This is a genomic window from Streptomyces sp. NPDC058371 (assembly GCF_042723265.1).
Classification (GTDB): Bacteria; Actinomycetota; Actinomycetes; order Streptomycetales; family Streptomycetaceae; genus Streptomyces.
The window spans coordinates 327,529-348,059 of record NZ_JBHXJC010000009.1 but is presented as its reverse complement, the minus strand read 5'-3'; the positions used below and the strand labels follow the sequence as shown (position 1 = coordinate 348,059).

The 20,531-nt window shown below is 71.7% G+C and carries 18 protein-coding genes and 1 pseudogene; 7 read left to right on the top strand and 12 right to left on the bottom strand.

Annotation, left to right across the window (positions count from 1 at the left end; genetic code table 11):
* From ACFWM2_RS26215 to ACFWM2_RS26185, 7 genes and pseudogenes are all read right to left on the bottom strand, one after another.
* A pseudogene (locus tag ACFWM2_RS26215) lies at window positions 1-232 on the bottom strand (class F sortase); the annotation flags it as partial.
* On the bottom strand, window positions 219-824 hold the full coding sequence (locus ACFWM2_RS26210) for a hypothetical protein (RefSeq protein ID WP_383284574.1): 606 nt from the start codon (window positions 822-824) through the stop codon (window positions 219-221). The pseudogene ACFWM2_RS26215 and the gene ACFWM2_RS26210, both read right to left, overlap by 14 nt.
* Window positions 825-926: 102 nt before the next feature.
* Window positions 927-2,192, bottom strand: coding sequence for an MFS transporter (locus ACFWM2_RS26205; protein ID WP_383284572.1), 1,266 nt, complete (start codon window positions 2,190-2,192; stop codon window positions 927-929).
* Window positions 2,192-3,643: a CitMHS family transporter gene (locus tag ACFWM2_RS26200; protein ID WP_383284569.1), complete on the bottom strand. Its 1,452-nt coding sequence runs from the start codon at window positions 3,641-3,643 to the stop codon at window positions 2,192-2,194. Before ACFWM2_RS26200 ends, ACFWM2_RS26205 begins: the two co-directional genes overlap by 1 nt.
* A 134-nt stretch (window positions 3,644-3,777) precedes the next feature.
* Window positions 3,778-6,036: a molybdopterin oxidoreductase family protein gene (locus ACFWM2_RS26195; RefSeq protein WP_383284566.1), complete on the bottom strand. Its 2,259-nt coding sequence runs from the start codon at window positions 6,034-6,036 to the stop codon at window positions 3,778-3,780.
* 130 nt (window positions 6,037-6,166) lie between these two features.
* On the bottom strand, window positions 6,167-6,784 hold the full coding sequence (locus ACFWM2_RS26190; RefSeq protein ID WP_383284563.1) for a TetR family transcriptional regulator: 618 nt from the start codon (window positions 6,782-6,784) through the stop codon (window positions 6,167-6,169).
* A gap of 138 nt (window positions 6,785-6,922) precedes the next feature.
* Window positions 6,923-7,465, bottom strand: a complete 543-nt coding sequence (locus ACFWM2_RS26185; protein WP_383284560.1) for a hypothetical protein — start codon at window positions 7,463-7,465, stop codon at window positions 6,923-6,925.
* Window positions 7,466-7,679: 214 nt separating this feature from the next.
* Between ACFWM2_RS26185 and hmgA the strand changes: the two genes are divergently transcribed.
* The 3 genes from hmgA to ACFWM2_RS26170 all read left to right on the top strand — a co-directional run bounded on the left by hmgA (window position 7,680) and on the right by ACFWM2_RS26170 (window position 11,070).
* Window positions 7,680-8,996, top strand: coding sequence for a homogentisate 1,2-dioxygenase (gene hmgA, locus ACFWM2_RS26180; protein WP_383284557.1), 1,317 nt, complete (start codon window positions 7,680-7,682; stop codon window positions 8,994-8,996).
* Between the two features lie 49 nt (window positions 8,997-9,045).
* Window positions 9,046-9,795, top strand: coding sequence for a GntR family transcriptional regulator (locus ACFWM2_RS26175; protein WP_383284554.1), 750 nt, complete (start codon window positions 9,046-9,048; stop codon window positions 9,793-9,795).
* A gap of 93 nt (window positions 9,796-9,888) precedes the next feature.
* Complete coding sequence (locus ACFWM2_RS26170) at window positions 9,889-11,070, top strand: type ISP restriction/modification enzyme (protein ID WP_383284551.1); 1,182 nt, start codon at window positions 9,889-9,891, stop codon at window positions 11,068-11,070.
* A 36-nt stretch (window positions 11,071-11,106) separates the two neighbouring features.
* Here ACFWM2_RS26170 and ACFWM2_RS26165 read toward each other — a convergent pair whose 3' ends face one another.
* On the bottom strand, window positions 11,107-11,820 hold the full coding sequence (locus ACFWM2_RS26165; protein ID WP_383284549.1) for a TetR/AcrR family transcriptional regulator: 714 nt from the start codon (window positions 11,818-11,820) through the stop codon (window positions 11,107-11,109).
* A gap of 63 nt (window positions 11,821-11,883) precedes the next feature.
* On the opposite strand from ACFWM2_RS26165, the gene ACFWM2_RS26160 reads away from it, so the two are divergent.
* The gene (locus ACFWM2_RS26160; RefSeq protein WP_383284546.1) at window positions 11,884-12,915 is read left to right on the top strand and encodes an ATP-binding cassette domain-containing protein; all 1,032 of its coding nucleotides are present in this window, start codon (window positions 11,884-11,886) and stop codon (window positions 12,913-12,915) included.
* Window positions 12,912-13,694, top strand: a complete 783-nt coding sequence (locus tag ACFWM2_RS26155) for an ABC transporter permease (RefSeq protein ID WP_383284543.1) — start codon at window positions 12,912-12,914, stop codon at window positions 13,692-13,694. Before ACFWM2_RS26160 ends, ACFWM2_RS26155 begins: the two co-directional genes overlap by 4 nt.
* Before the next feature lie 37 nt (window positions 13,695-13,731).
* Here the strand turns inward: ACFWM2_RS26155 and ACFWM2_RS26150 are convergent, their stop codons facing one another.
* A complete protein-coding gene (locus tag ACFWM2_RS26150; protein ID WP_383284540.1) occupies window positions 13,732-15,459 on the bottom strand; it encodes an amidohydrolase in 1,728 nt (575 codons plus the stop codon).
* 123 nt (window positions 15,460-15,582) lie between these two features.
* Here ACFWM2_RS26150 and ACFWM2_RS26145 point away from each other — a divergent pair, with 123 nt between their 5' ends.
* Complete coding sequence (locus ACFWM2_RS26145; RefSeq protein WP_383284537.1) at window positions 15,583-16,815, top strand: CaiB/BaiF CoA transferase family protein; 1,233 nt, start codon at window positions 15,583-15,585, stop codon at window positions 16,813-16,815.
* A 33-nt stretch (window positions 16,816-16,848) separates the two neighbouring features.
* Here ACFWM2_RS26145 and ACFWM2_RS26140 read toward each other — a convergent pair whose 3' ends face one another.
* The 3 genes from ACFWM2_RS26140 to ACFWM2_RS26130 all read right to left on the bottom strand — a co-directional run bounded on the left by ACFWM2_RS26140 (window position 16,849) and on the right by ACFWM2_RS26130 (window position 18,561).
* A complete protein-coding gene (locus tag ACFWM2_RS26140) occupies window positions 16,849-17,118 on the bottom strand; it encodes a hypothetical protein (RefSeq protein WP_383284534.1) in 270 nt (89 codons plus the stop codon).
* A gap of 115 nt (window positions 17,119-17,233) precedes the next feature.
* Entirely contained in the window at window positions 17,234-18,022 is a 789-nt protein-coding gene (locus tag ACFWM2_RS26135; RefSeq protein WP_383284532.1) for an anti-sigma factor domain-containing protein, read from the bottom strand.
* Window positions 18,019-18,561, bottom strand: a complete 543-nt coding sequence (locus ACFWM2_RS26130) for a sigma-70 family RNA polymerase sigma factor (protein WP_383284529.1) — start codon at window positions 18,559-18,561, stop codon at window positions 18,019-18,021. Before ACFWM2_RS26130 ends, ACFWM2_RS26135 begins: the two co-directional genes overlap by 4 nt.
* 283 nt (window positions 18,562-18,844) lie before the next feature.
* Between ACFWM2_RS26130 and ACFWM2_RS26125 the strand changes: the two genes are divergently transcribed.
* Entirely contained in the window at window positions 18,845-20,374 is a 1,530-nt protein-coding gene (locus tag ACFWM2_RS26125; protein WP_383284526.1) for a DUF4331 domain-containing protein, read from the top strand.
* The last annotated feature ends 157 nt before the right edge of the window (window positions 20,375-20,531 follow it).

The following is a 20,531-nucleotide window of genomic DNA, read 5'->3' as shown; positions in this document are numbered from 1 at the left end:
CGCGCTGTGGCTGCGCGCTGCGCGCGTCGGAGCCGCCCCGGGCGGCGGGGCCGGAGGACGCCGCGGCGCCTCCGTGCCCCGCGCCGTCGGCGGCGACGGGTCCCACGGGCTCGTCGTCCCCCGCCCAGCAGACGCCGCCCACCACCAGAGCGACGAGAATCGCGAAGGTCCTCGTCAGGCGGTAGGCGCGCGTCCGGTACCAGGGCCTGCGGCGACGCCTACGCGGCGCCATCGGTGCGGCGGCGCAGCAGCCGGAAGTACACGACTCCTCCGACCACGACCAGTCCGACGGCGGCCGCACCGGCTACCGGCGAGAACGCCTCGGTCGTCTGGGCGAGACCGCCACCGCCGGCGTGCACGCCACCCTGCGGGCCGGGTGCGGGGGACGCCACCGTGCTCGGGCAGTCGACGTTGAAGACCTTCTCCTTGCCCGCGGCCGCCCCGCCGAGGACCTTGTACGTCACCTTGTACTGGCCGTCGGGCAGCGCCAGCGGGTCGGTGTGTCCGATACCGGACGCGAGGGTGATGGCCCCGTTGAGCGTGGCCGTGTTGGGCAGCGGGGGCTGCGGCTGGATGGTGTAGGTGATGCCCTGGGCCACATCGAAGCCGGTCGCGTCGAGGTAGAACTTGCAGACCCTCGGGGTGTCCTTCGGGTCGCCGAAACGCGTGCCCACCGGGTGGATCTTGATGTCGCCGTTGTCACCGGGGGCCGCGACGGCGGCCGGGGCCCCGATCAAGGCGGTGCCCGCCAGCAGAAGAGCCGCCAGGGTGGCGGTGGCGCCGGTGCGCACACCGACGGGGCGTGGGAGTGCCGAGGTGAGCATGCGAGTTCCTCCGAGTCAGACGATTTTCATACAAATCGCTCTTTCACCTGACTCTCTTTCACATCCGCGTCACCGAACACGGCAGCCGGGCCGGACGAATCGTCAGATATCCCCCGCCCGGCCCAATCGCGCCTCCGGCCGCCGGGGTGCGCCGGGCGGCTCCTGCTCCGGTCCCTGCCCCGGTCCCTGCTTGCCGGGCGAGCGCAGCGCGATTCCCGACGACAACAGCAGCAGCGCGCCGAGCAGCACGAACGGCGCGGCCACACCCGCGATGCCGGCGACCAGACCCGCGCCGGCCGGCGCGGCGACCTGGCCGAGCCGGTTGCCGGTCAACCGGAGGGCGAGGGCCGTGGAGCGTGCGTCGTCGGGGGCCGCCTGGACGACCGTCGTCATGGACAGCGGCTGGCCGACACCGAGACAGAACCCGAGGACCACGAGCATCACGGCCAGCGCCCACACCGGCACGGGCAGCGCGATGCCCGCGCACACGACGCCGGCCACCAGACATGTCACCGTCAGCAGCGCGGCCCGGCCCAGCAGCCGCAGCATCGGTGTCATCACCAGCCGGCAGGCGATGGTCGCGGCCGCGCGCAGACTCAGCAGCAGACCGACCACGGACGGCGCGATGCCCCGGTGCTCGCCGACGACCGGAAGGTAGGCGGTGAGGATGTCCGTGGCGGACAGGACGGCGAGGCTGATGAAGATGCCGGCGGGGACACCCCGGGCGCCCAGGATGCGGCGCACGGGGACCCGTTCGCCCTGAGGGGTACGGGAGTTGACCGTCGTACGGTGCTCGATGCGCCACAGCGAGGTGAACGAGACGGCCGCGACCGCGCCCGCGACGAGCAGCGCCAGCGCGCTGGTGCCCGCCATGTCGGACCCGCCGATCAGGGCGCCCGCGGCGATCGGTCCGACCAGCTGGCCCAGCGACGCGCCGATGGTGAAGTGACCGAAGTTCCGGTCCTGTTCGTGCGGGGCGGACTGGCGGGCGACGATGGACTGGGCGCCGATCACGAAGCAGAGGTGGCCGAGACCCATCACTCCGCTCCACGCCGCCATCGCCGCGAGGGAGTCCGCCCGGCCGCTCAGCGCGCAGCCGCCCGCGATGAGGACGACGCCGACGGGCAGCAACGGGGCACAGCGGCCGTGGTCGGTACGGCGGCCCAGCGGGACGGCGGCGAACAGCGGGAGCAGGGCGTACACACCCGCGATCACACCGATCGCCCGCTCGTCGGCGCCCAGGGCGAGGGCCCGGTAGGAGACGGCGGGCCGCGCCATCGACACCGCCCCCTGCGCGAAGCTGAAGGCGATGACGAGGCGCAGCAGCCAACTCCTGCCGGGCCGCTCGGGGTCGGACGGGTCGGACATCAGATGATGCCGAAGAGGATTCCGGCCCCGAGCACGACGAGCGAGGTCAGCGCGGCCCACTTGACCACGAACCTGGTGTGGTCGCCGAACTCGACCTTGGCCATGCCGACGAGCACGTACACGGCGGGCACGAGCGGGCTCGACATGTGCAGCGGCTGGCCGACGATCGACGCGCGGGCGATCTCCAGGGACGAGACTCCATGGGCGTGGCCTGCCTCGGCGAGCACGGGGAGGATGCCGAAGTAGAAGCCGTCGTTGGACATGAAGTACGTGAGCGGGATGCTCAGGAGGCCGGTGACGAGGGCCATGTGCGGACCCATCCCGTCGGGGACGTTCGTCACCAGCCACTTGGCCATGTGATCGACCATGCCGGTGCCTTGCAGGACACCGGTGAAGACGGCGGCGGCGAAGACCATGCCGGAGACGTTGAGGACGTTCTCGGCATGGGCGCCGAGGCGGGCCTTCTGGTCAGGCATGTGCGGGAAGTTGACGGTGAGGGCGAGCGCGGCGCCGATCAGGAAGAGGACCGGGATCGGCAGCCACTCCATGATCATGGCGGTGAGCAGGACGACCGTCAGCAGCGCGTTGAACCAGTACAGCTTGGGGCGCAGGGTGGTGCGGTGGGGGTCGAGGCCCGGCAGGACCTCGCCGTCGGAGGCGTCGGAGTCGTCCGAGGCATCGGCCCCGGCGCCGGATCCCGCGCCGCCGGCGACCGTCCCGGTGCCCGAACCGCCGCCGCTGAGCGCGGGGTTGCCCTTCTCCGTGGAACCGCCGGTGCCGACCAGCACGGTCTCCGTCTCGCGCTCCTCCTCGACCAGGACGTCGTCGAGCGTCAGCACACCGAGGCGTTTGCGCTCGCGGCGCCCGAGGACGTACGAGAGGACGAAGACGCCGAGCAGGCCGACGGCGAGAGCCGGGATCATCGGCACGAAGATGTCGCTCGCGTCGACCTTCAGGGCGGTCGCGGCGCGTGCGGTCGGGCCGCCCCACGGCAGGGTGTTCATCACGCCGTTGGCCATCGCGGCGACGCCGGTCATCACCACGAGGCTCATCTTGAGGCGCTTGTACAGCGGGTACATCGCCGAGACCGTGATCATGAAGGTGGTCGAGCCGTCGCCGTCCAGGGAGACGATCGCGGCGAGCACGGCCGTACCGATCACGATGCGCAGCGGATCGGCCTTGCAGAAGCGCAGGATGCCCCGCACGATCGGGTCGAAGAGCCCGACGTCGATCATCACTCCGAAGTAGACGATCGCGAACATCAGCATCGCCGCGGTGGGGGCGAGGCTGGTGACTCCGTCGAGGACGTAGTCACCGAGCTTGGCGCCCTTTCCGACGAAGACACAGAAGAGTGCCGGGATCAGCACGAGCGCCGCGATCGGTGACATCTTCTTCAGCATGATCAGGACCAGGAAGGTCGCGATCATGGCAAAGCCGAGGATGGTCAGCATGTGTGGATACCTAACGTTCGCCCTTGAACTCCCACCAGGGCCGGCGGTAGGGGCGACGTTAGGTCGGGTCCGTAAGTGTTAACAAGATGTTGACCCGCGAGCAATAAGCGCAAAACTCCAGGTCACAGCTTTGCTCAGGTTGCAGGGGTCAGCTCGATGGGCACGCCGTTGAGAACGGAGGTCCCCGACAGCGGGTCCAGGAGGCTGCCGTCGAGGAGCTGGTTGACGTTGACGCCCGGGTCCACGGCGGCATGGCTCATCCGGGTGCCGGGACGGTCGTGTCCCCACCCGTGGGGCAGGCTCACGACACCGCGCCGCACCCCTTCGGTGACCTCCGCGGGGGCGACGACCTCGCCTCCGGCGCCTTTGACGCGTACGGCCGCGCCGTCGACGACGCCGAGCCGTGCGGCGTCCTCGGGGTGGATGTGCAGGGTGCAGCGGTTGGTGCCGCCGGTGAGCGCGGGGACGTTGTGCATCCAGCTGTTGTTGGACCGCAGATGGCGCCGGCCCACGAGCACGACGGCCGCCGGACGCTCGCGCAGCGCCGCGCGCAGCCGCGGCAGATCGTCCACGATCGGCGTCGGCAGCAGTTCGATCTTTCCGCTGCGGGTCTTCAGCGGCTGCGGCAGCCGCGGGCGCAGCGGGCCGAGGTCGATTCCGTGCGGGTGGGCGAGGAGCTTCGCCAGGCTCAGCCCGTCCGGCCGGGCGCCGAAGCCGTCGCCGTACGGGCCCAGGCGCAGCATCATGTCGAGCCGCCGCTCGGGCCCGGTCTCCCCCGTCAGCCGGCCCGCGAGCTCGCCCGGGTCACGGCCGTGCACGGGCGAGTGGCTCTCGGTGACGGACTTGCCCAGGGTGCTGTCGATGACCATCGTGTCCACGGCGGACGGATCTGCGCCGTGCATGCCCGTCGCGGCGAGGACGAGCCGCGCGAGGATCTCGGTCTCCACCATGCGGCCCGGCTCCAGCGGGATCGGGGCGCGGGTGTAGCGGACCTGGTTGTGTACGGCGAAGGCGTTGAAGGCGAAGTCGTGGTGGGCGCTCTGCGCGGGCGGGGGCGGCGGCAGGACGACGTGCGCGTGCCGCGAGGTCTCGTTCAGGTACGGGTCGACGCTGACCATGAAGTCCAGCGAGCCGAGCGCCTTGTCGAGGCGGTCGCCGTCGGGGGCGGAGAGTACGGGGTTGGCGGCGACCGCGATGACCGCGCGGACCGGGCTGCCCTCGTCGGTCGCGGTGTCGATCTCCTCGGCGAGCGCCGACAGCGGCAGTTCGCCCTTGGCCTCGGGGTGGCCGCTCACCCGGCTGTGCCACCGTCCGAGCGAGAAGCCGCGGCCGGGTCCCGCGGGCCGGGGTGTGCGGTCGGTCGCGGCGAGCGGGAAGAGGGCGCCGCCGGGCCGGTCGAGGTTGCCGGTGAGGATGTTGAGGACGTCGACCAGCCAGCTGGCGAGGGTCCCGTGCGGGACGGTGCAGCTGCCGATGCGGCCGTAGACGGCGGCCCGCGGCGCGGCGGCGAGTTCGCGGGCGAGGGCCCGGATGGTGTCGCCGGGCACGTCGCAGGCCTCGCTCGCCGCCTCGGGGGTGAAGTCCCGCACGGCGTCGGCGAGCGCGTCGACGTCCTGGACGTGCCGGGCCAGGTCGCCCAGGTCGACGAGCTTCTCCTCGAAGAGGACGTGCGCCATGGCGGCGAGCAGCATCGCGTCGGTCCCGGGCCGGATGGCCACGTGCCGGTCGGCGAGCCGGGCGGTACGGGTGCGCCGGGGGTCGATGACGGTCAGGGTGCCGCCGCGGGCCCGCAGCGCCTTGAGCTTGCCGGGGAAGTCGGGGGCGGTGCACAGGCTCCCGTTGGACTCCAGGGGGTTGGCGCCGATGAGCAGCAGATGGTCGGTGTGGTCCAGGTCGGGCACGGGGATGGCCAGGGCGTCGCCGTACAGCAGTCCGCTCGACACGTGCTTGGGCATCTGGTCGACCGTGGAGGCGGTGAAGACGCTGCGGGTGCGCAGCGCGCTGAGCAGCACGGGCGGGTAGAGGGCGCCGGCCATGGTGTGCACGTTCGGATTGCCGAGGACGACCGCCACGGCGTGCGGCCCGTGCCGTTCGACGACGGGGCGCAGGCCCGCGGCCACCGCGTCGAAGGCCTCCTCCCAGGTGGCCTCACGCAGCTCGCCGTCCCTGCGCACGAGCGGCGCGCGCAGCCGGTCCGGATCCCCGTCGACCGCCCCGAACGAGGCGCCCTTGGGACAGATGAACCCCTGGCTGAACACGTCGTCACGGTCGCCGCGGGCGCCGGTGACCCGGGTGCCCTCGATGGTGAGCGTCAGCCCGCAGGTGGCCTCGCAGAGGGGGCAGATGCGCAGGGCGGTGCGGGAGTCTGGGGTGGCGCCGGTGGTGCGGGACACGGGTCCTCCCGGAGGACGGTGGCGACGGTGACACACGGACGAGCCGAGCATACCGACCGGTATGCACGCTGGGGAGGGGCTGCCGGGGGTCAGGTCGGAAATTCGCGGGCCGCCCGGCGGGCCGAGCGGTTCAGTCGAGCACCCGCGCCAGATACGCCCGCAGCAGTGCGCGGGTCTCCTCGATGATCCGCTCGTCCCCCTCCGGGGCGACCCGGAAAGCGAGGTGGACCAGGGCGTCGGCGGTCTCCACCGCGACCAGGAAGGTGCGGCGGAGTTCTTCGTCGGGGTTGCGGGCGAGATACGAGGAGAGCAGCGCGGTGAGACGGTCGGCGACCCGGGTGTTGGGCTCGCCGTGGCCGGAGCCGACCGGGATCTGGTTGCCGAAGTCGACGAGCGAGAAGCCGGGTGCGGTGCGCTTCATGGCGAGGTACTCGTCGAGCACCACGTCCATGGCGCCGCGCCAGTCGCCCCCGCCGGTCTCCCGGAGGCGCCCGGTGACGCGCGCGGTGTAGTGGTCGAGGTTGCGCTGGGCCAGCGCGTCCGCCATGGCCCGCTTGTTGCCGAAGAAGCGATAGACGGACCCGATGGGCACGCCGGCGCGCTGGGCCACGGCCCGGGTGCTCAGGGCGTCGTAACCGACCTCGTCGAGGAGGTCGGCGCAGGCGTCGAGGATCCTGGTCAGTCGTTCGGCGCTGCGCCGCTGGACGGGCGCACGGCGCAACGAGTTCGCGTGGGGCACGGTCTTCATGATGCCTTTCCGCCGGGGTCCGGTGAACCTCGCCCGTCTGTACGGAAACCGATGCCGGTACCACTCATCGCCGGCGCCGACCGCACCGCCGCACCGGGAGCCCCGGTCATCCAGTGCGGCCGTACCGGGAGCCCCGGGTCATCGCCCCTCGCCGGCCGGAGTGCCGTTGTCGCCGTCGCTCGGCGTCGGGGTCGCCCCGGACGCGGTGATGTCCGCCGTGCACTCGACGGGCTCGCCCTGGACGGCCCAGACCGTCCGGTCGTCCGCGTACAGGCGGGCGGTGAGGTGGTGGGTGCCGCGTGGGACGAGTTCGCCGGAGAGGTGGTAGCCCGTGGCGCGGAGCCGGGTGAGGGTCCGGCCGTCCAGCGAGAGCACCGCGGTGCCACGGCCGGCCACCGCCACCGCGCGGGCACCGGCGGGCGAGAAGCGGAAGTTCCGGACGGTCAGCCGTACGTCCCAGCCGGCGTCGGGGTCCGGCTGGACCTCGATCGCGACGTCCGGTGCACCCTTCTTGTCGATCTCACGGTAGTGCCGTCCCTTCTCGTCCGTTTCGTCCAGCACCTTGCCCACGGGAGAGGCGGACACCCCGCCCCCGTGCGTATCACCGGTGCCACAGCTCGCGGATCCGCCGAGCAGCGCACAGATCGCGAGCGCGGCGAGCAGTCCGCGCAACCACGACATGCCGGGGAGAGTAGAACAACCCTCCGACAGCCGGATCCCCCTGGAGTCGGGTCTTTGAGTCCTCCGCAGGTCCTGGGTCGTACCGCCCGAGGGCACAAACCGTTCCCGGGCCCGCAGGCGATGGCCGGTCCGTTGCGATGTCCGAGCCGCCCTCTTGCGCGGGCAAAAACCGAATCCTACGGTGATACATAGGAATCGGAACGAGGGAGCGATCATGAGCGGGACCGCACGGAAGACCGCCGAGGGGCTGGCGTATCTCTCCGGCTTCGGCAACGAACACGGCTCGGAGGCGGTCCCGGGCGCGCTGCCGCACGGCCGCAACTCGCCCCAGCGCGCACCACTCGGGCTGTACGCGGAGCAGCTGAGCGGCAGCGCGTTCACCGAGCCGAGGGCGCACAACCGGCGCTCCTGGCTCTACCGGATCCACCCGTCGGCCGCGCACCCCGCCTTCCGCCGCTCGGACAACGGCGCGATCCGCACGGCCCCGTTCGCCGAGACCGTTCCCGACCCCAACCGGCTGCGCTGGAACCCGCTGCCGGAGCCCCCCGAGGGCACCGACTTCCTCGCCGGCCTGTGGACCCTGGGCGGCAACGGCGACGTCACCCAGCGCACCGGCATGGCCGTGCACCTGTATCACGCCAACTCCTCGATGGAGCGGGTGTTCAGCGACGCCGACGGCGAGCTGCTGATCGTGCCCGAGCGCGGCGGGCTGCTGCTGCGCACCGAGTTCGGGCTGCTGCACGTCGAGCCCGGCCGGATCGCGCTGGTTCCCCGTGGTGTCCGCTTCCGTGTGGAGCTGCTGGACGACTCCGCCCGGGGTTATGTGTGCGAGAACTATGGGGCGCCCTTCCAGCTGCCCGATCTCGGCCCGATCGGCGCCAACGGGCTCGCGAACGCCCGGGACTTCCTCGCGCCCGTCGCCGCGTACGAGGACGTCGAGGGCCCGGTCGAGGTGCTGAACAAGTTCTGCGGCAACCTCTGGACGGCGACGTACGACCACTCCCCGCTGGATGTCGTCGCCTGGCACGGAAACCATCTGCCGTACGTCTATGACCTGCACCGTTTCAATGTGCTCGGCACCATCAGCTACGACCACCCGGATCCGTCGATCTTCACCGTGCTGACCTCGCCGTCGGACACTCCGGGACTGGCCGGGGTGGACTTCGTGGTCTTCGCGCCACGCTGGCTGGTGGGCGAGGACACGTTCCGGCCGCCCTACTTCCACCGGAACGTGATGAGCGAGTACATGGGGCTCGTCGAGGGCGCGTACGACGCCAAGGCGGAGGGCTTCGTGCCCGGCGGCGGCTCGCTGCACAACATGATGTCCGCGCACGGACCCGACCGGGAGACCTTCGACCGGGCGAGCGCCGCCGAGCTGCGTCCGCAGAAGGTCGACGACGGGCTCGCCTTCATGTTCGAGACGCGCTGGCCGGTGACCGCCACGGCCCAGGCGGCCCGCGCGGAGCATCTGCAACGCGGCTACGACGACGTGTGGCAGGGCCTCCAGCGGCACTTCCGCCCGGTCGACTGAGCGTCACCGCCCGTTGCACTGAACGCCCCCGACCGGTACGGATACCCTCGTGACCTCCTTCGCTCCGGACTCGATCGTCCTGAACCGCAAGCTGCCGCTCTGGTATCAGGTGTCGCAGTCCCTGCGCGCCTCGATACTCGGGCGGTCGCCCCAGGACTCGCTGCGCCTGCCCACCGAGGAACAGCTGGCGGGGCACTACGGGGTGAGCGTGCTGACCATGCGGCAGGCGCTCAAGGAGCTGGAGGACGAGGGGCTCATCACACGCCATCGCCGGCGCGGCACGTTCATCGAGCCGAGCGCGCAGCGGGGCGCTCCCGTGCGGCTGCTCGGCTCGGTGGACGCGATCGTCGCCCAGCAGTCGGGGATGACGACGGAGCTGCTCGACTACGGCACGGTGGCGGTCCCCTCGGGCCTGGCCGGGCACTTCCCGCAGCACGCCGAGGTGGCCACGTATCACCGGCTGCGCAGCGAGGAGAAGACCGGTGAGCCGACGAACCATGCGCGCAACTACGTCAGACCCGACCTGGCCGAGCGGATCGATCCGGCCGATCTGATCCGCTGGCCGATGACGAAGGTGCTGCGGGACGTGGTGGGCGCGAGCATCAGCCGGATCACCGACACCGTGGAGGCGCGCCTCGCGGATCCGGAGACCGCCCGGCTGCTCCAAGTGCCGCTGCTCAGCCCGATCCTGCACTACACGGGCGTCACCTACGACGAGGAGGGCCAGGCACTCGATGTGGCCGTCATCCACTACCGCGGCGACCGCTTCTCCTTCACGGTCACCCTCGACGCCCACTGAGCACATGACCGCGGGCAACCCGGAGGCGGACGGCGGGCGTGGCGCCGGCCTCCCCCGTCGTACCCGTCCGGCGCTCGGCTCGCACGTCGTACGATGCCGAGCGTGACGCACGACGACGCTCCGCTGCTCGCGGACCTCATGCCGTGGTCCGTCGCACCGCCGAGGAGAGGTCGGGGGTGGCCGACGGCGCCCGACGCGGCGTCCCTGAAGGCTAGATGGGACGCGCTCCTGAAGGCCGAAGGGCCGGACCGCGAGGCGCTGTTCGAGCCGACCCGCGCGCGCACCCTGCACTCGGCGGTCGGCCAGCTGCCGGGTCAGTCCGGCGGGACGGGGCGGCTGGCCCGCGCCTCGGGCCCCTGCCCGGAGCCGGTCCGGGTGCTCGACGGGCCCTTCGACGAACAGTGGCTGATCCCCGACCACCGGCTGATCGACGCGGCCCGCCCCGAGCTCTGGCGGGTGGCCGACGAACGGCAGGTGTTCGCGGTCGAGCAGACGGTGGTGCCGGACTCGTCGGGGCCGGTGCTGCTGGCTTCCTCGGTACTGCCCCTGAGCGCCGGTCGCGGCGGCCGCGTCCGCCCCCTGTACCGACGGCCCGGCGGTCTCGAACCGAACCTGGCACCGGGCCTGTTGACCTACCTGGGCACCCGCCTGGGCCACGCTCCCGAACCCGTCGACGTCCTCGCCTGGACAGTCGCCGCCACCCGGGGCGGCCGGGGCGGACACGCCGTGCCCCTCACCGCGGACCCCGAAGTGTGGGCGAGCGGCGTGGAGTTGGGCCGCCGGATGCTGTGGCTGATGCGGCGCGACGGCGAACGCCCCAGGCTCCCCGGCGGCCGTCGCCCCTACGTCCGCACTCCCCTCCCGGCCCGCCCGCTCGACGTGCGCTACGACCGGGACGAGGAGACTCTCCAGGTCGACGAGGGCCGGATCTCCCCGGTACCCCCGGAGGCATGGGACTTCGAGGTCGGCGGGGTGCGCGTCCTGGAGGAGTGGTTCGCGGTGCGGACCGGCGCGGCGGAGCCGGGCACCCTGTCGGCGATCCGGCCCGCCACCTGGCCCCAGCCCTGGACGTCCGAACTCCTCGAACTGGTCACGGTACTGGCGCTCCTCGCCGAACTACGGCCGCAGCAGGCCGAGTTGAGCGTGCGGACGGCGATCACCGCGGCCGAGCTGCGCACGGCGGGTGTGTTGCCGGTGCCGGACGCGGCCCGCCGGCCCGCGTCCGTCCTGGACCACCACGAGGAGGGCCCGGAGGGCCAGTTCGCGCTGCTCTAGCGCGCCGCTCAGCGGGCGAGGGCACCCGGACATCCGCTAGGTCCGCGGATCGAAGGCGTCGAGCACTCGCTGCAGCGCGCGCTCGAACACCGCTTCCAGGTCGATCGGGCCGGCGTCCTCCATGAAGGCCGCCGCCAGCCGCGGATACGCTCCGCTCGCCACCTGGCTGCCGAGGTAGCCGATCCGGATCGCGTTCTCCTGCTCCTGGGACCAGGGCAGGGCGCGGACCCGCTCGGCCGTCGCCAGTTCGTTCGCGACGTACGTCGTCACCACGCCGTTGACCATGGCGATCAGCTCCATCCGCGTGCCGTACGGGACGTCGAGCGGGTCCAGGCAGGCCAGGCAGTGCTCCAGATAGCGCAGGGCGTTGGGGCTGAAGCCGTAGACCGGAGACATCAGGCGCGGCACCCAGGGATGCCGGTGCATCAGGGCCCGGGTGTCGCGGGCGAGCCGGAGCATGTCGGCCCGCCAGTCGCCGGACGGTTCCGCAAGGTCGTGCTCGGCGCTGATGGCGTCGAACATCAGCTCGTGCAGATCCTCCTTGCGCGGCACGTAGTTGTAGAGCGACATCGTGCCGCAGCCCAGTGCGGCCGCAACGTGCCGCATGGAGACGGCGTCGAGCCCCTCCGCGTCCGCGATCCGCACCGCGGTGGCCGCGATGTCCGCGCGGCTGTAGGCCGGCCGCGGACCACGGCCCGCCCGCTCGGGACGGGCCCAGATCACTTCGGGTACGGCGCTGCGCCCTGCCATTGGTCGATCACCTCTCGACCATCGTAGTTACGTACACCGTACGTAGTGCGCTATGGTCACCTCATGACTACTACGTACGCTGTACTTAGTGAAGGTCTGGAGAAGCGCTTCGGCACCGTGCGCGCTCTTCGGGGGTTCGATCTGGCGGTGGCCCGGGGCACGGTCTGCGGCCTGCTCGGGCCGAACGGCGCGGGCAAGACGACGGCCGTCCGGCTGCTCACCACGCTGCTGCGCCCCGACGCGGGGTCCGCGCGTGTCGCCGGGCACGATCTGGTCCGCGAACCGGACGCGGTCCGTCGCGCCATCGGGGTCACCGGGCAGGGCGCCTCGGTGGACGGCGATCTCACCGGACGCGAGAATCTGCGGCTGTTCGCCCGGCTCCACCGGATGCGGGACCCGGCGGCACGGGCCGGCGAACTCCTCGACCGCTTCGGGCTGACCGAGGCCGCCGACCGGCCCGTCAGCACGTACTCGGGCGGCATGCGGCGCCGTCTCGACCTGGCGGCGAGCCTGATCCGCCGCCCGGAGGTGCTCTTCCTCGACGAGCCGACCACCGGCCTGGATCCGGCCAGCCGCAACCGGATCTGGGCGGCCGTCCGCGCCCTCAAGGACGAGGGCACGACCGTCCTGCTCACCACGCAGTACCTGGAGGAGGCCGACCAGCTGGCCGACGACATCGTGCTGGTGGACCGCGGCCGGGTCGCCCACACCGGGTCACCCGCCGAACTCAAGGCGGTCATCGGTTCCTACGCGGAGGTCGTCGTCGCCCACCCGGACGCGCTGTCCGGCGCGGCCGCCGTCCTCGACCAACTGACCGGCAAGGAGCCCTCGTTCGACCGGGAGCGGCACTCGGTCGGCGTCGTCACCACCGACCCGACGCTGACCCTCCCGCGTCTGGTCCGTGAACTCGACGCCGCCGGGGTGCCATTGCTCGACGCGAGCCTGCGCCCGCCGACCCTCGACGACGTCTTCCTGCGCCTGACGGACACGCCGGCGGGCGACTCGCACGGCGACCGGACCGGACGTCCCGCCGACGGACGACAGCACACCGGGCCTGCCCATGGCCCGAACGACCACAAGGAGCTGGTGACATGAGCGCGTTGGCGTACGACGGGACCGCGATGCTGGGCCGTCAGCTGCGGCGCCTGCGGCACAACCCCGGGCTGCTGATCCTCACCCAGTCGATGCCGGTCACCATGCTGCTGTTCTTCGGCTACGTCTTCGGCAGCGCCCTCGCGACGCCCGGGCAGGAGTACCGCGCCTTCCTCGTGCCGGGACTGATGGTGGCGACGGCGGCCAACGGCATCATGACCGGGATGTTCCAGGCGGCCCAGGACTCGCACCGGGGCGTGATGGACCGATTCCGCACGCTGCCGATGAGCCGGGCCGCCGTGCCACTGGGGCAGGCGGCCGCCGACCTGGTCGTGACGGCCGCCGGCATGGTCCCGCTGATGCTGGTCGGCCTGGCGGTCGGCTGGCGGGTCCACGGGTCGGCGCTCGAAGCGGCGGGGGCCGTCGGCCTGTTGCTGCTGTTCCGGTTCGCGATGACATGGATCGGCATCCTGCTGGGGCTGGCCTCGGGGAGCGAGGAGGCGGCCGGGCAGCTGGGGGCCGCGACCTTCCTGCTGCCGCTGCTGTCGAACGCGTACATTCCGACGGACCATCTGCCGGGCTGGCTGCGGGCGGTGGCCGAGTGGAACCCGATCAGTGCGGTGGCCACGGCGCTGCGGGACCTGTTCGGGAACGCGCCGGTGCCGGCCGACGGCGCCTGGCCGGTGACCCATCCCGTCGCCGGGTCGCTCGCCTGGTGCGCGGTGCTCATCGCGGTGTTCCTGCCGCTCGCCGTCCGCCGCTACGCACGCGGCGGACGGTGAGGGCCCGGAGCGACACCCACCTCCGGTCGGCGAACTCCTACGTCTGCGGCGCCAGTTCAGGGCCCAGGGAGGAGAACTTCTCCTGGGACACCACGCGCTTCGGCGGCCAGGTGATGTTCTCCGGCGGCCACTTCTGGCCGGTCTTCTTCAGGAACCACTCCGGGGGCTCGTACATGGGCGGCTCGTAGCCCTCGGGGAGCGCCGTCTTCCACTCGACGCCCTTCGTCCGCTGCGTGAACTCGTCCTTGATGGCCTTCAGCCGCGCGGGCTGGGTGAGCAGGTCCACGGCGGTCGCCGCCAGATACCGGGCCGCGGCGATCACGGCGGCCCGGCCGGGGTCCGCCGCCGCACAGGACGCGGTGGACCAGGTGTGCATCTTGGTGCCGATGGGGGCGAGCGCGGCGCCCATGGAGACCGTCGGCACGTTCCAGCTGATGTCGGCGACGTCCGTGGAGCCGCCGCCGAGGAACACCGGGTTGGGCGGGGTGAGTTCGGCGATCACGGCGTGCATGCCCTGCTGCGGCAGACCGAGGGATTGCTGGAGTTCCTTCGCCAGCCGGTGTGCCGCGTCGGTGAAGCGCGGCGGGCCGATCTGCTTCATGTTGGCGTGCAGCAGCTCGGCGAAGGACTTCGACGGGAGCTGGTTCCAGCAGGCGGACGTGATGCGGTGACGTACCGACGTCTGCGAGGCCTTGGCCGCGGCCTCCGCGACGGCGATCACCTTGTCGAGGAGAACCTGGACGCGGGCGGGGCTGCCCTCGCGGACGTAGTAGCTGATCTCCGCGATCTCCGGGGTGACGTTGGGTATGTCACCGCCGTTGTTGATCACCCAGTGGAGCCGGCCACTCGGCGCCAGGTTCTCCTCGCGCAGGAACTCCGACATGGTCGCCATCATGACGGCGGCGTCCAGGGCGCTCTTGTTGCCGAGCGGGGTGCCGCCGTGGCCCGCGACGCCGAGGAAGGTGAACGTCACCGCGGTCATCGCGGTGGTGGTGCCCCAGCCGGTGGCGTTGGCGGTCGAGGGGTGCCAGTCGAGGAACGCGTCGAGGCCCTCGTACACCCCCTTGCTGACGGCGTACGTCTTGCCGATCAGGGTCTCCTCGGCGGTGGAGCCGAAGAACTTCACGGTGACCGGCAGCTTGTGCTTCCCGGCGGCCTGGGCGACGGCCGCTGCCGCGGCGGCCGCCGCCGTGCCGAGGGCGCTGTGGCCGCAGCCGTGCCCCGGTCCGTAGCTGGGGGCGAAGGGGTCGTGGATGTACTCGCGCGGGTCGTGGTGACCGACGCCCTTGTGCTGCGAGAGGCCGGGCAGGGCGTCGTACTCGCCGCTGAAGCCGAGCACCGGGCCGCCGCTGCCGTACGAGAAGGTCGCGGTGAACGCGGTCGGGAAGCCGGCGGTCCCGAACTCGACGTGGAATCCGGCCTTTTCGAGGAATCCGGCCTCGGCGAGGGACGACTTCCACTCGCGCAGGCTGAGCTCGGCGTTCTCCCAGATCTCCGCGTTCAGGCCGGTGATCCGGTCGGAGTTGCCGGTGATCCAGTCCAGGGCCGCCGTCTTGGCCGGGCTGTCCTGGGCGAGGCCCTCGGGCGGCCGGTACGCCTCAGCGGTGTCGTCGGAGGAGGCGGCCGTCGCCGGGTCGGCCTCGGCTGTCATGACGGCCGAGGCCACGCCGGCCGCGCCGAGCAGCTGCATGATGCGACGGCGGCTCAGGACCTGGCCGTTCGCGGCCGCCGGCTCGTGTTCGTGCTGGTCGTGCAGGTCACACACGCGTACCTCCGGGGGTGAGGTTGGGTGTATCAGGCACATGAATCGTGTAAACGATCAGCCACCCTGGCCCTCGGAGGTTGCCTCGTCAACCTTCGTGCATGACAAAGGTGTTACGCACAGGACATGATCCACCGCATGCAGCCACAGTCCGCGGCCCCTGCGGCCGGTCAGCCCCTGCCGCTCGAGGGCATCACCGTCGTCGCCGTCGAGCAGGCCGTCTCCGCGCCCTTCGCGACCCGTCAGCTCGCCGATCTCGGCGCTCGCGTCATCAAGGTCGAGCGGGTCGACGGCGGGGACTTCGCCCGCGGCTACGACACCGCGGCGGCGGGCCTCGCCTCCCATTTCGTGTGGTGCAACCGGGGCAAGGAGTCCATCGCCCTCGACCTCAAGGACCCGCGGGGCCTCGAGGTCGTACGGCGACTGGTCGCGGACGCCGACGTGTTCGTGCAGAACCTCGCGCAGGGCGCGGCGGCCCGGCTCGGCCTGGACGCGGCCACCCTGTGCGCCGTCCATCCGCGGCTGATCGCCGTGGACATCTCCGGGTACGGGGCGACGGGGCCGTACGCCGGCAAACGCGCGTACGACATGCTCGTGCAGTGCGAGGCGGGGCTCGTGTCGGTGACCGGGACCCCGGAGCGGCCGGTGAAGGCGGGGATTCCGGCGGCCGACATCGCGGCGGCCATGTACGCGTTCTCGGGGGTGCTCGCGGCGCTGGTGCGCCGGGGCACGACAGGGCGCGGGGGTCCGGTGGAGGTGTCGATGCTGGAGGCGCTCGCGGAGTGGATGGGGCATCCGCTGCACCATGCGATGCACGGAGGCACACCCCCGGCGCGCACCGGTCTCGCGCACGCCGTCATCGCGCCGTACGACGCCTATCCCACGACGGACGGGGGGCGCGTGCTGCTGTCGGTGCAGAACGACCGGGAGTGGCGACGACTGGCCGAACAGGTCCTGGCACAGCCCGAGTTGGGCTCCGCGCCGGCGTTCGCGACCAATGCCGCGCGGGTCGTGAACCGGGATCGTACGGACGCTCTCGTGGGCAAGGCACTGGCCGCGCTGACGGCGGACGAGGCGGTCGCCCGGCTGGAGCGCGCGGGCATCGCGTGCGCACGCCTGAGGGACGTACGGGAAGTGGCGGAGCATCCGCAGCTGGCGGCCAGGGACCGGTGGCGGGAAGTGGAGTCACCGGTCGGGCCGCTGCGGGCGCTGTTGCCGCCGATCACACTGCCGGGCGGGGACACGGCACGGATGGGAGCCGTACCCGCGCTCGGGGAGCACACCGGGGCGCTGCTGCGTGCCGTGGGGATGACGGACGATGAGATCGCAGCACTGCGCCGGGACGGTGTGGCCGCCTGAGCGCGGGTCGGGAACTGCTGGCCGGCCCGCCGCTCAGCGACTGCCGAAGAGCGAACGGCGCAGCCGCCTCAGCGGCGCGAAGAGCGAGACCCGCCTCACTCGCACACCCCTGGCGCTGCGGTCGTGCGCGGCGTCACGCGAGGTGAGCTCACGCATCAGTGACGTCGCCTCGGCCGTCTCGCGCTGCGGGACGGCAGGGCCGCCCAGCACCGAGAGATGGCGGTCGAGGCGCGAACTGGTCGCGCTGCTCCCACACGTGATCGCAGGGACTCGCGCCCTGCTGCGCACTGTTATCTGTTCCATGTCACTCCCCACCCATACGAGGGCACCCGGCCCGGGCAGGCTAACCCTATCGCTCCCCCGCGGCACTCGTGTATCGCGGGCACAGGATTCACCTACCCCGTAAGGGCGTTGACGATTACTCTCCGAATCCAACCGATTCCAGGGCGAGTTGGACAACTGGGGCGGTTGTGGGCCGTGCCGAGCCACCTTCGGGCTCGACGGTGACAGCGAGTGACGTGGCGCTCGTATTGAGTCCGCTCGCGACCAAGGGCGTGTCGCCTTGCAGCAGGCCGAGGGAGCGCGGTTGCACGCCCGGGCGCATGAGCCACAGCTGGTGCGCGCGTCCCGCGGCGGGCGCACCGAGACCGCGCACGGTCACGACCGCGCGCCCCTCCGACGCGGAGGCGACCACCCCGATCCCGCGCCCCTGCGCGTCCCGGTCGCTGGTGGCCCGGGCGTCGGGCGCCGCGAGAACGTGGGCGATCTCACGTGCCTGGGCCCGCTCCTGGTCCAGCTTGTCCTGGGTCTGCGTCGCCTGGACCGCGAAGAGCGACGCGACGACGAGGGCGGCGGCGGCCGTGGCGGTGGCGAACGGCACGAAGAGGGGGCGGCCCCGGGGCGCGTGCGCGCGGGCGGGCCGGGGAGCGGGACGGCCCCGCAGGGCTCCCCCGGCCGGCGCCTCCTGCGGAGTCGTGCTCACGGCGGCGAGGACCCGGTCCCGCAGCGCGGCCGGGGCCGGGGAGGCCGTGGACCAGGCGAGCCGGACCGCGTCCTCGGTCAGGGCCCGCACCTCGTCGGCACATCTCGGGCAACGCCACAGGTGCCGTTCGAAGCGCCGGCGTTCGGCGGGGTCCAGGGCGTCGAGGGCGTACGGAGCGGCCAGCGAGTGCGGATCGCGGCGGAGCAGACGGTCGAGGACGCTCATGCGACACCTCCGAGGCAGTCGCGCAGCCGTGTCAGTCCGTCGCGCATCCGGGTCTTGACCGTGCCGAGCGGCAGGGAGAGCCGCTCGGCCACTTCGCGGTACGTATAGCCGTCGTAGTAGGCGAGGGTGACGGACTGTCGTTGCAGGGCGGTGAGCCGGTCGAGACAGCGGCGCACCCACTCGCGTTCGAGCCCGGCCTCGACCTCCTCGGCGACCTGGTCGAAGGCGGGCCGGTGCACGCGCTGTCCCTCACGCCGCTCGCGCTCGGTGGCCGCGCGGGCGCTGCGCACCCGGTCGACCGCCCGGCGGTGCGCGAGGGTGAGGACCCAGGACAGGGCGCTGCCGCGGCCGGGGTCGAACCGGGCGGCGGAGCGCCAGAGTTCGAGCAGCACCTCCTGTGCCACCTCCTCCGACTGGGCCGGGTCGCGCACCACCCGGCGCACCAGACCGAACACCGGTCCGGACACCAGTCCGTACAGCTCCTCGAATGCCTTCTGGTCCCCTCCTGCCACGAGCACCAGAAGCTCGTCCGCCTCCACTCGTCCCCCTCTCCGGCCGCGTACGGCCTGTCCCCGTCGCCCATGTGTTCGTGGCGAGTGCGCCTACGGATGGGTTACGGATCGGCGGACCGAAAACGCGGGTCCGCCGCCGAGGAAACCGGCGACGGAGGGCCCGGCGTCGGCGCGGCGGGCGAAACACGTGGCCCCACCGGTGAAACAAGACGTGCGAGCCGCCGTAAGAACGTTTGTGATTCCACCAATCCACCCCGGCGACGGCTCCGAATGGCGTGCGTCAGGCAAGTTGGACGTGAGGACGGACGGCATGACACCTATCTCCAGGAGTGGCGCGGGACGCAGGAGCTTCGCGGCCCTCGTCTGCGGAGCGCTGGCCGCCGGGGGGCTCGCAGCCGCCGGTGTGACCGCGCTGGAACCGGGGGCGGCCGCCGCCTCCAGCCACCGGGAGGCCCCGCTGATCTCGGGGCAGCCCCAGTACGACAACACGGACGTGTACGCGTTCGTGAGCCCGGACAAGCCCGACACGACGACGATCGTGGCGAACTGGATCCCCTTCGAGGAACCGGCGGGCGGACCGAACTTCTTCACCTTCGCGGAAGACGCCCACTACGACCTGCACATCGACAACAACGGTGATGCGCAGGGTGAGTTGATCTACCGCTACACCTTCAAGACGCACCGCAAGAACGGTGACACCTTCCTCTACAACACGGGTCCGGTCACCAGTCTCGACGACCCCGACCTCAACATCACGCAGTCGTACGACATCGATCTGCTGCGTCTGCACGACCAGAAGCTCATCTCCAGGACGAAGGTCGCGGACGACATTCCGGTCGCGCCGTCGAACGTCGGCAAGGCGTCGATGCCGCACTACAGCACGCTGCGCGACCAGGCCGTGTACAAGCTCGCGGGCGGTTCGACGACGTTCGCCGGCCAGGCGGACGACCCGTTCTTCCTGGACCTGCGCGTCTTCGACCTCCTCTACGGCGGTGACCTCTCCGAGGTCGGCCGGGACACGCTCAAGGGCTACAACGTCAACTCCATAGCCCTGCAGGTGCCGACCGACATGATCCAGGAGTCGGCGGAGCAGCCGATCGTCGGGATCTGGTCCACCACGGAGCGCAAGGACGCGCACGGCGACTGGACACAGGTGTCCCGCCTCGGGATGCCGCTGGTCAACGAGGTCGTCAACCCGCAGAAGGACAAGGACAAGTTCAACGCGTCCGCGCCCTGGGACGACGCCCAGTTCCTGAAGAACGTGACCAACCCCGAACTGCCGAAGCTCATCGAGGCGATCTACAAGATCAAGGCACCGGCGGAGCCCAGGAACGACCTCGTCGACGTGTTCCTCAAGGGCGTCGAGGGCCTCAACCAGCCTCCGCACGTGACTCCCGCGGAGGAGCTGCGGCTCAACACCTCCATCAAGCCCGCCGCGTCCCCCAAGCGCCTCGGTGTGCTCGACGGCGACAACGCTGGCTTCCCGAACGGGCGGCGGCTCACCGACGACGTGATCGACGCCTCTCTCCAGGTCGTGGAGGGTGAACTGGTCGGCTCCAAGAACGACTTGGGCGACGCGGTCGACAAGAACGACAAGAAGTTCGGTCATTCCTTCCCGTATCTGGCCCAGCCGACCTCGGGTTCGCGCGGCGCGACCGCCAAGGGCAGCGGCAACGACGTCCGCAACCAGCTGGGCGGCGGACTGACCGGGGCGAGCACCACCGGCGGCACGGACACCGTGCTGATCGCGGGCTCGGCGGCGGCCGGCGCGGCCGGGTTCCTGCTGATCGGCACCGCGGTCATGTGGTGGCGCCGACGGATGCACAACCGCGCCTACTGATCCACCGCATCACCGGGCCCCGGCCCGGCTCACCGACCGGCGCGGCCCGCCCTCCACTCACCCCCCCCCCGGCTGGGTGCGCCCCCCACCCCCCCCCACCAACCTCTCCCAACCCGGATTTTAGGAAAGGGGGGTCTGCCCCCTCCCCAAAACAGAG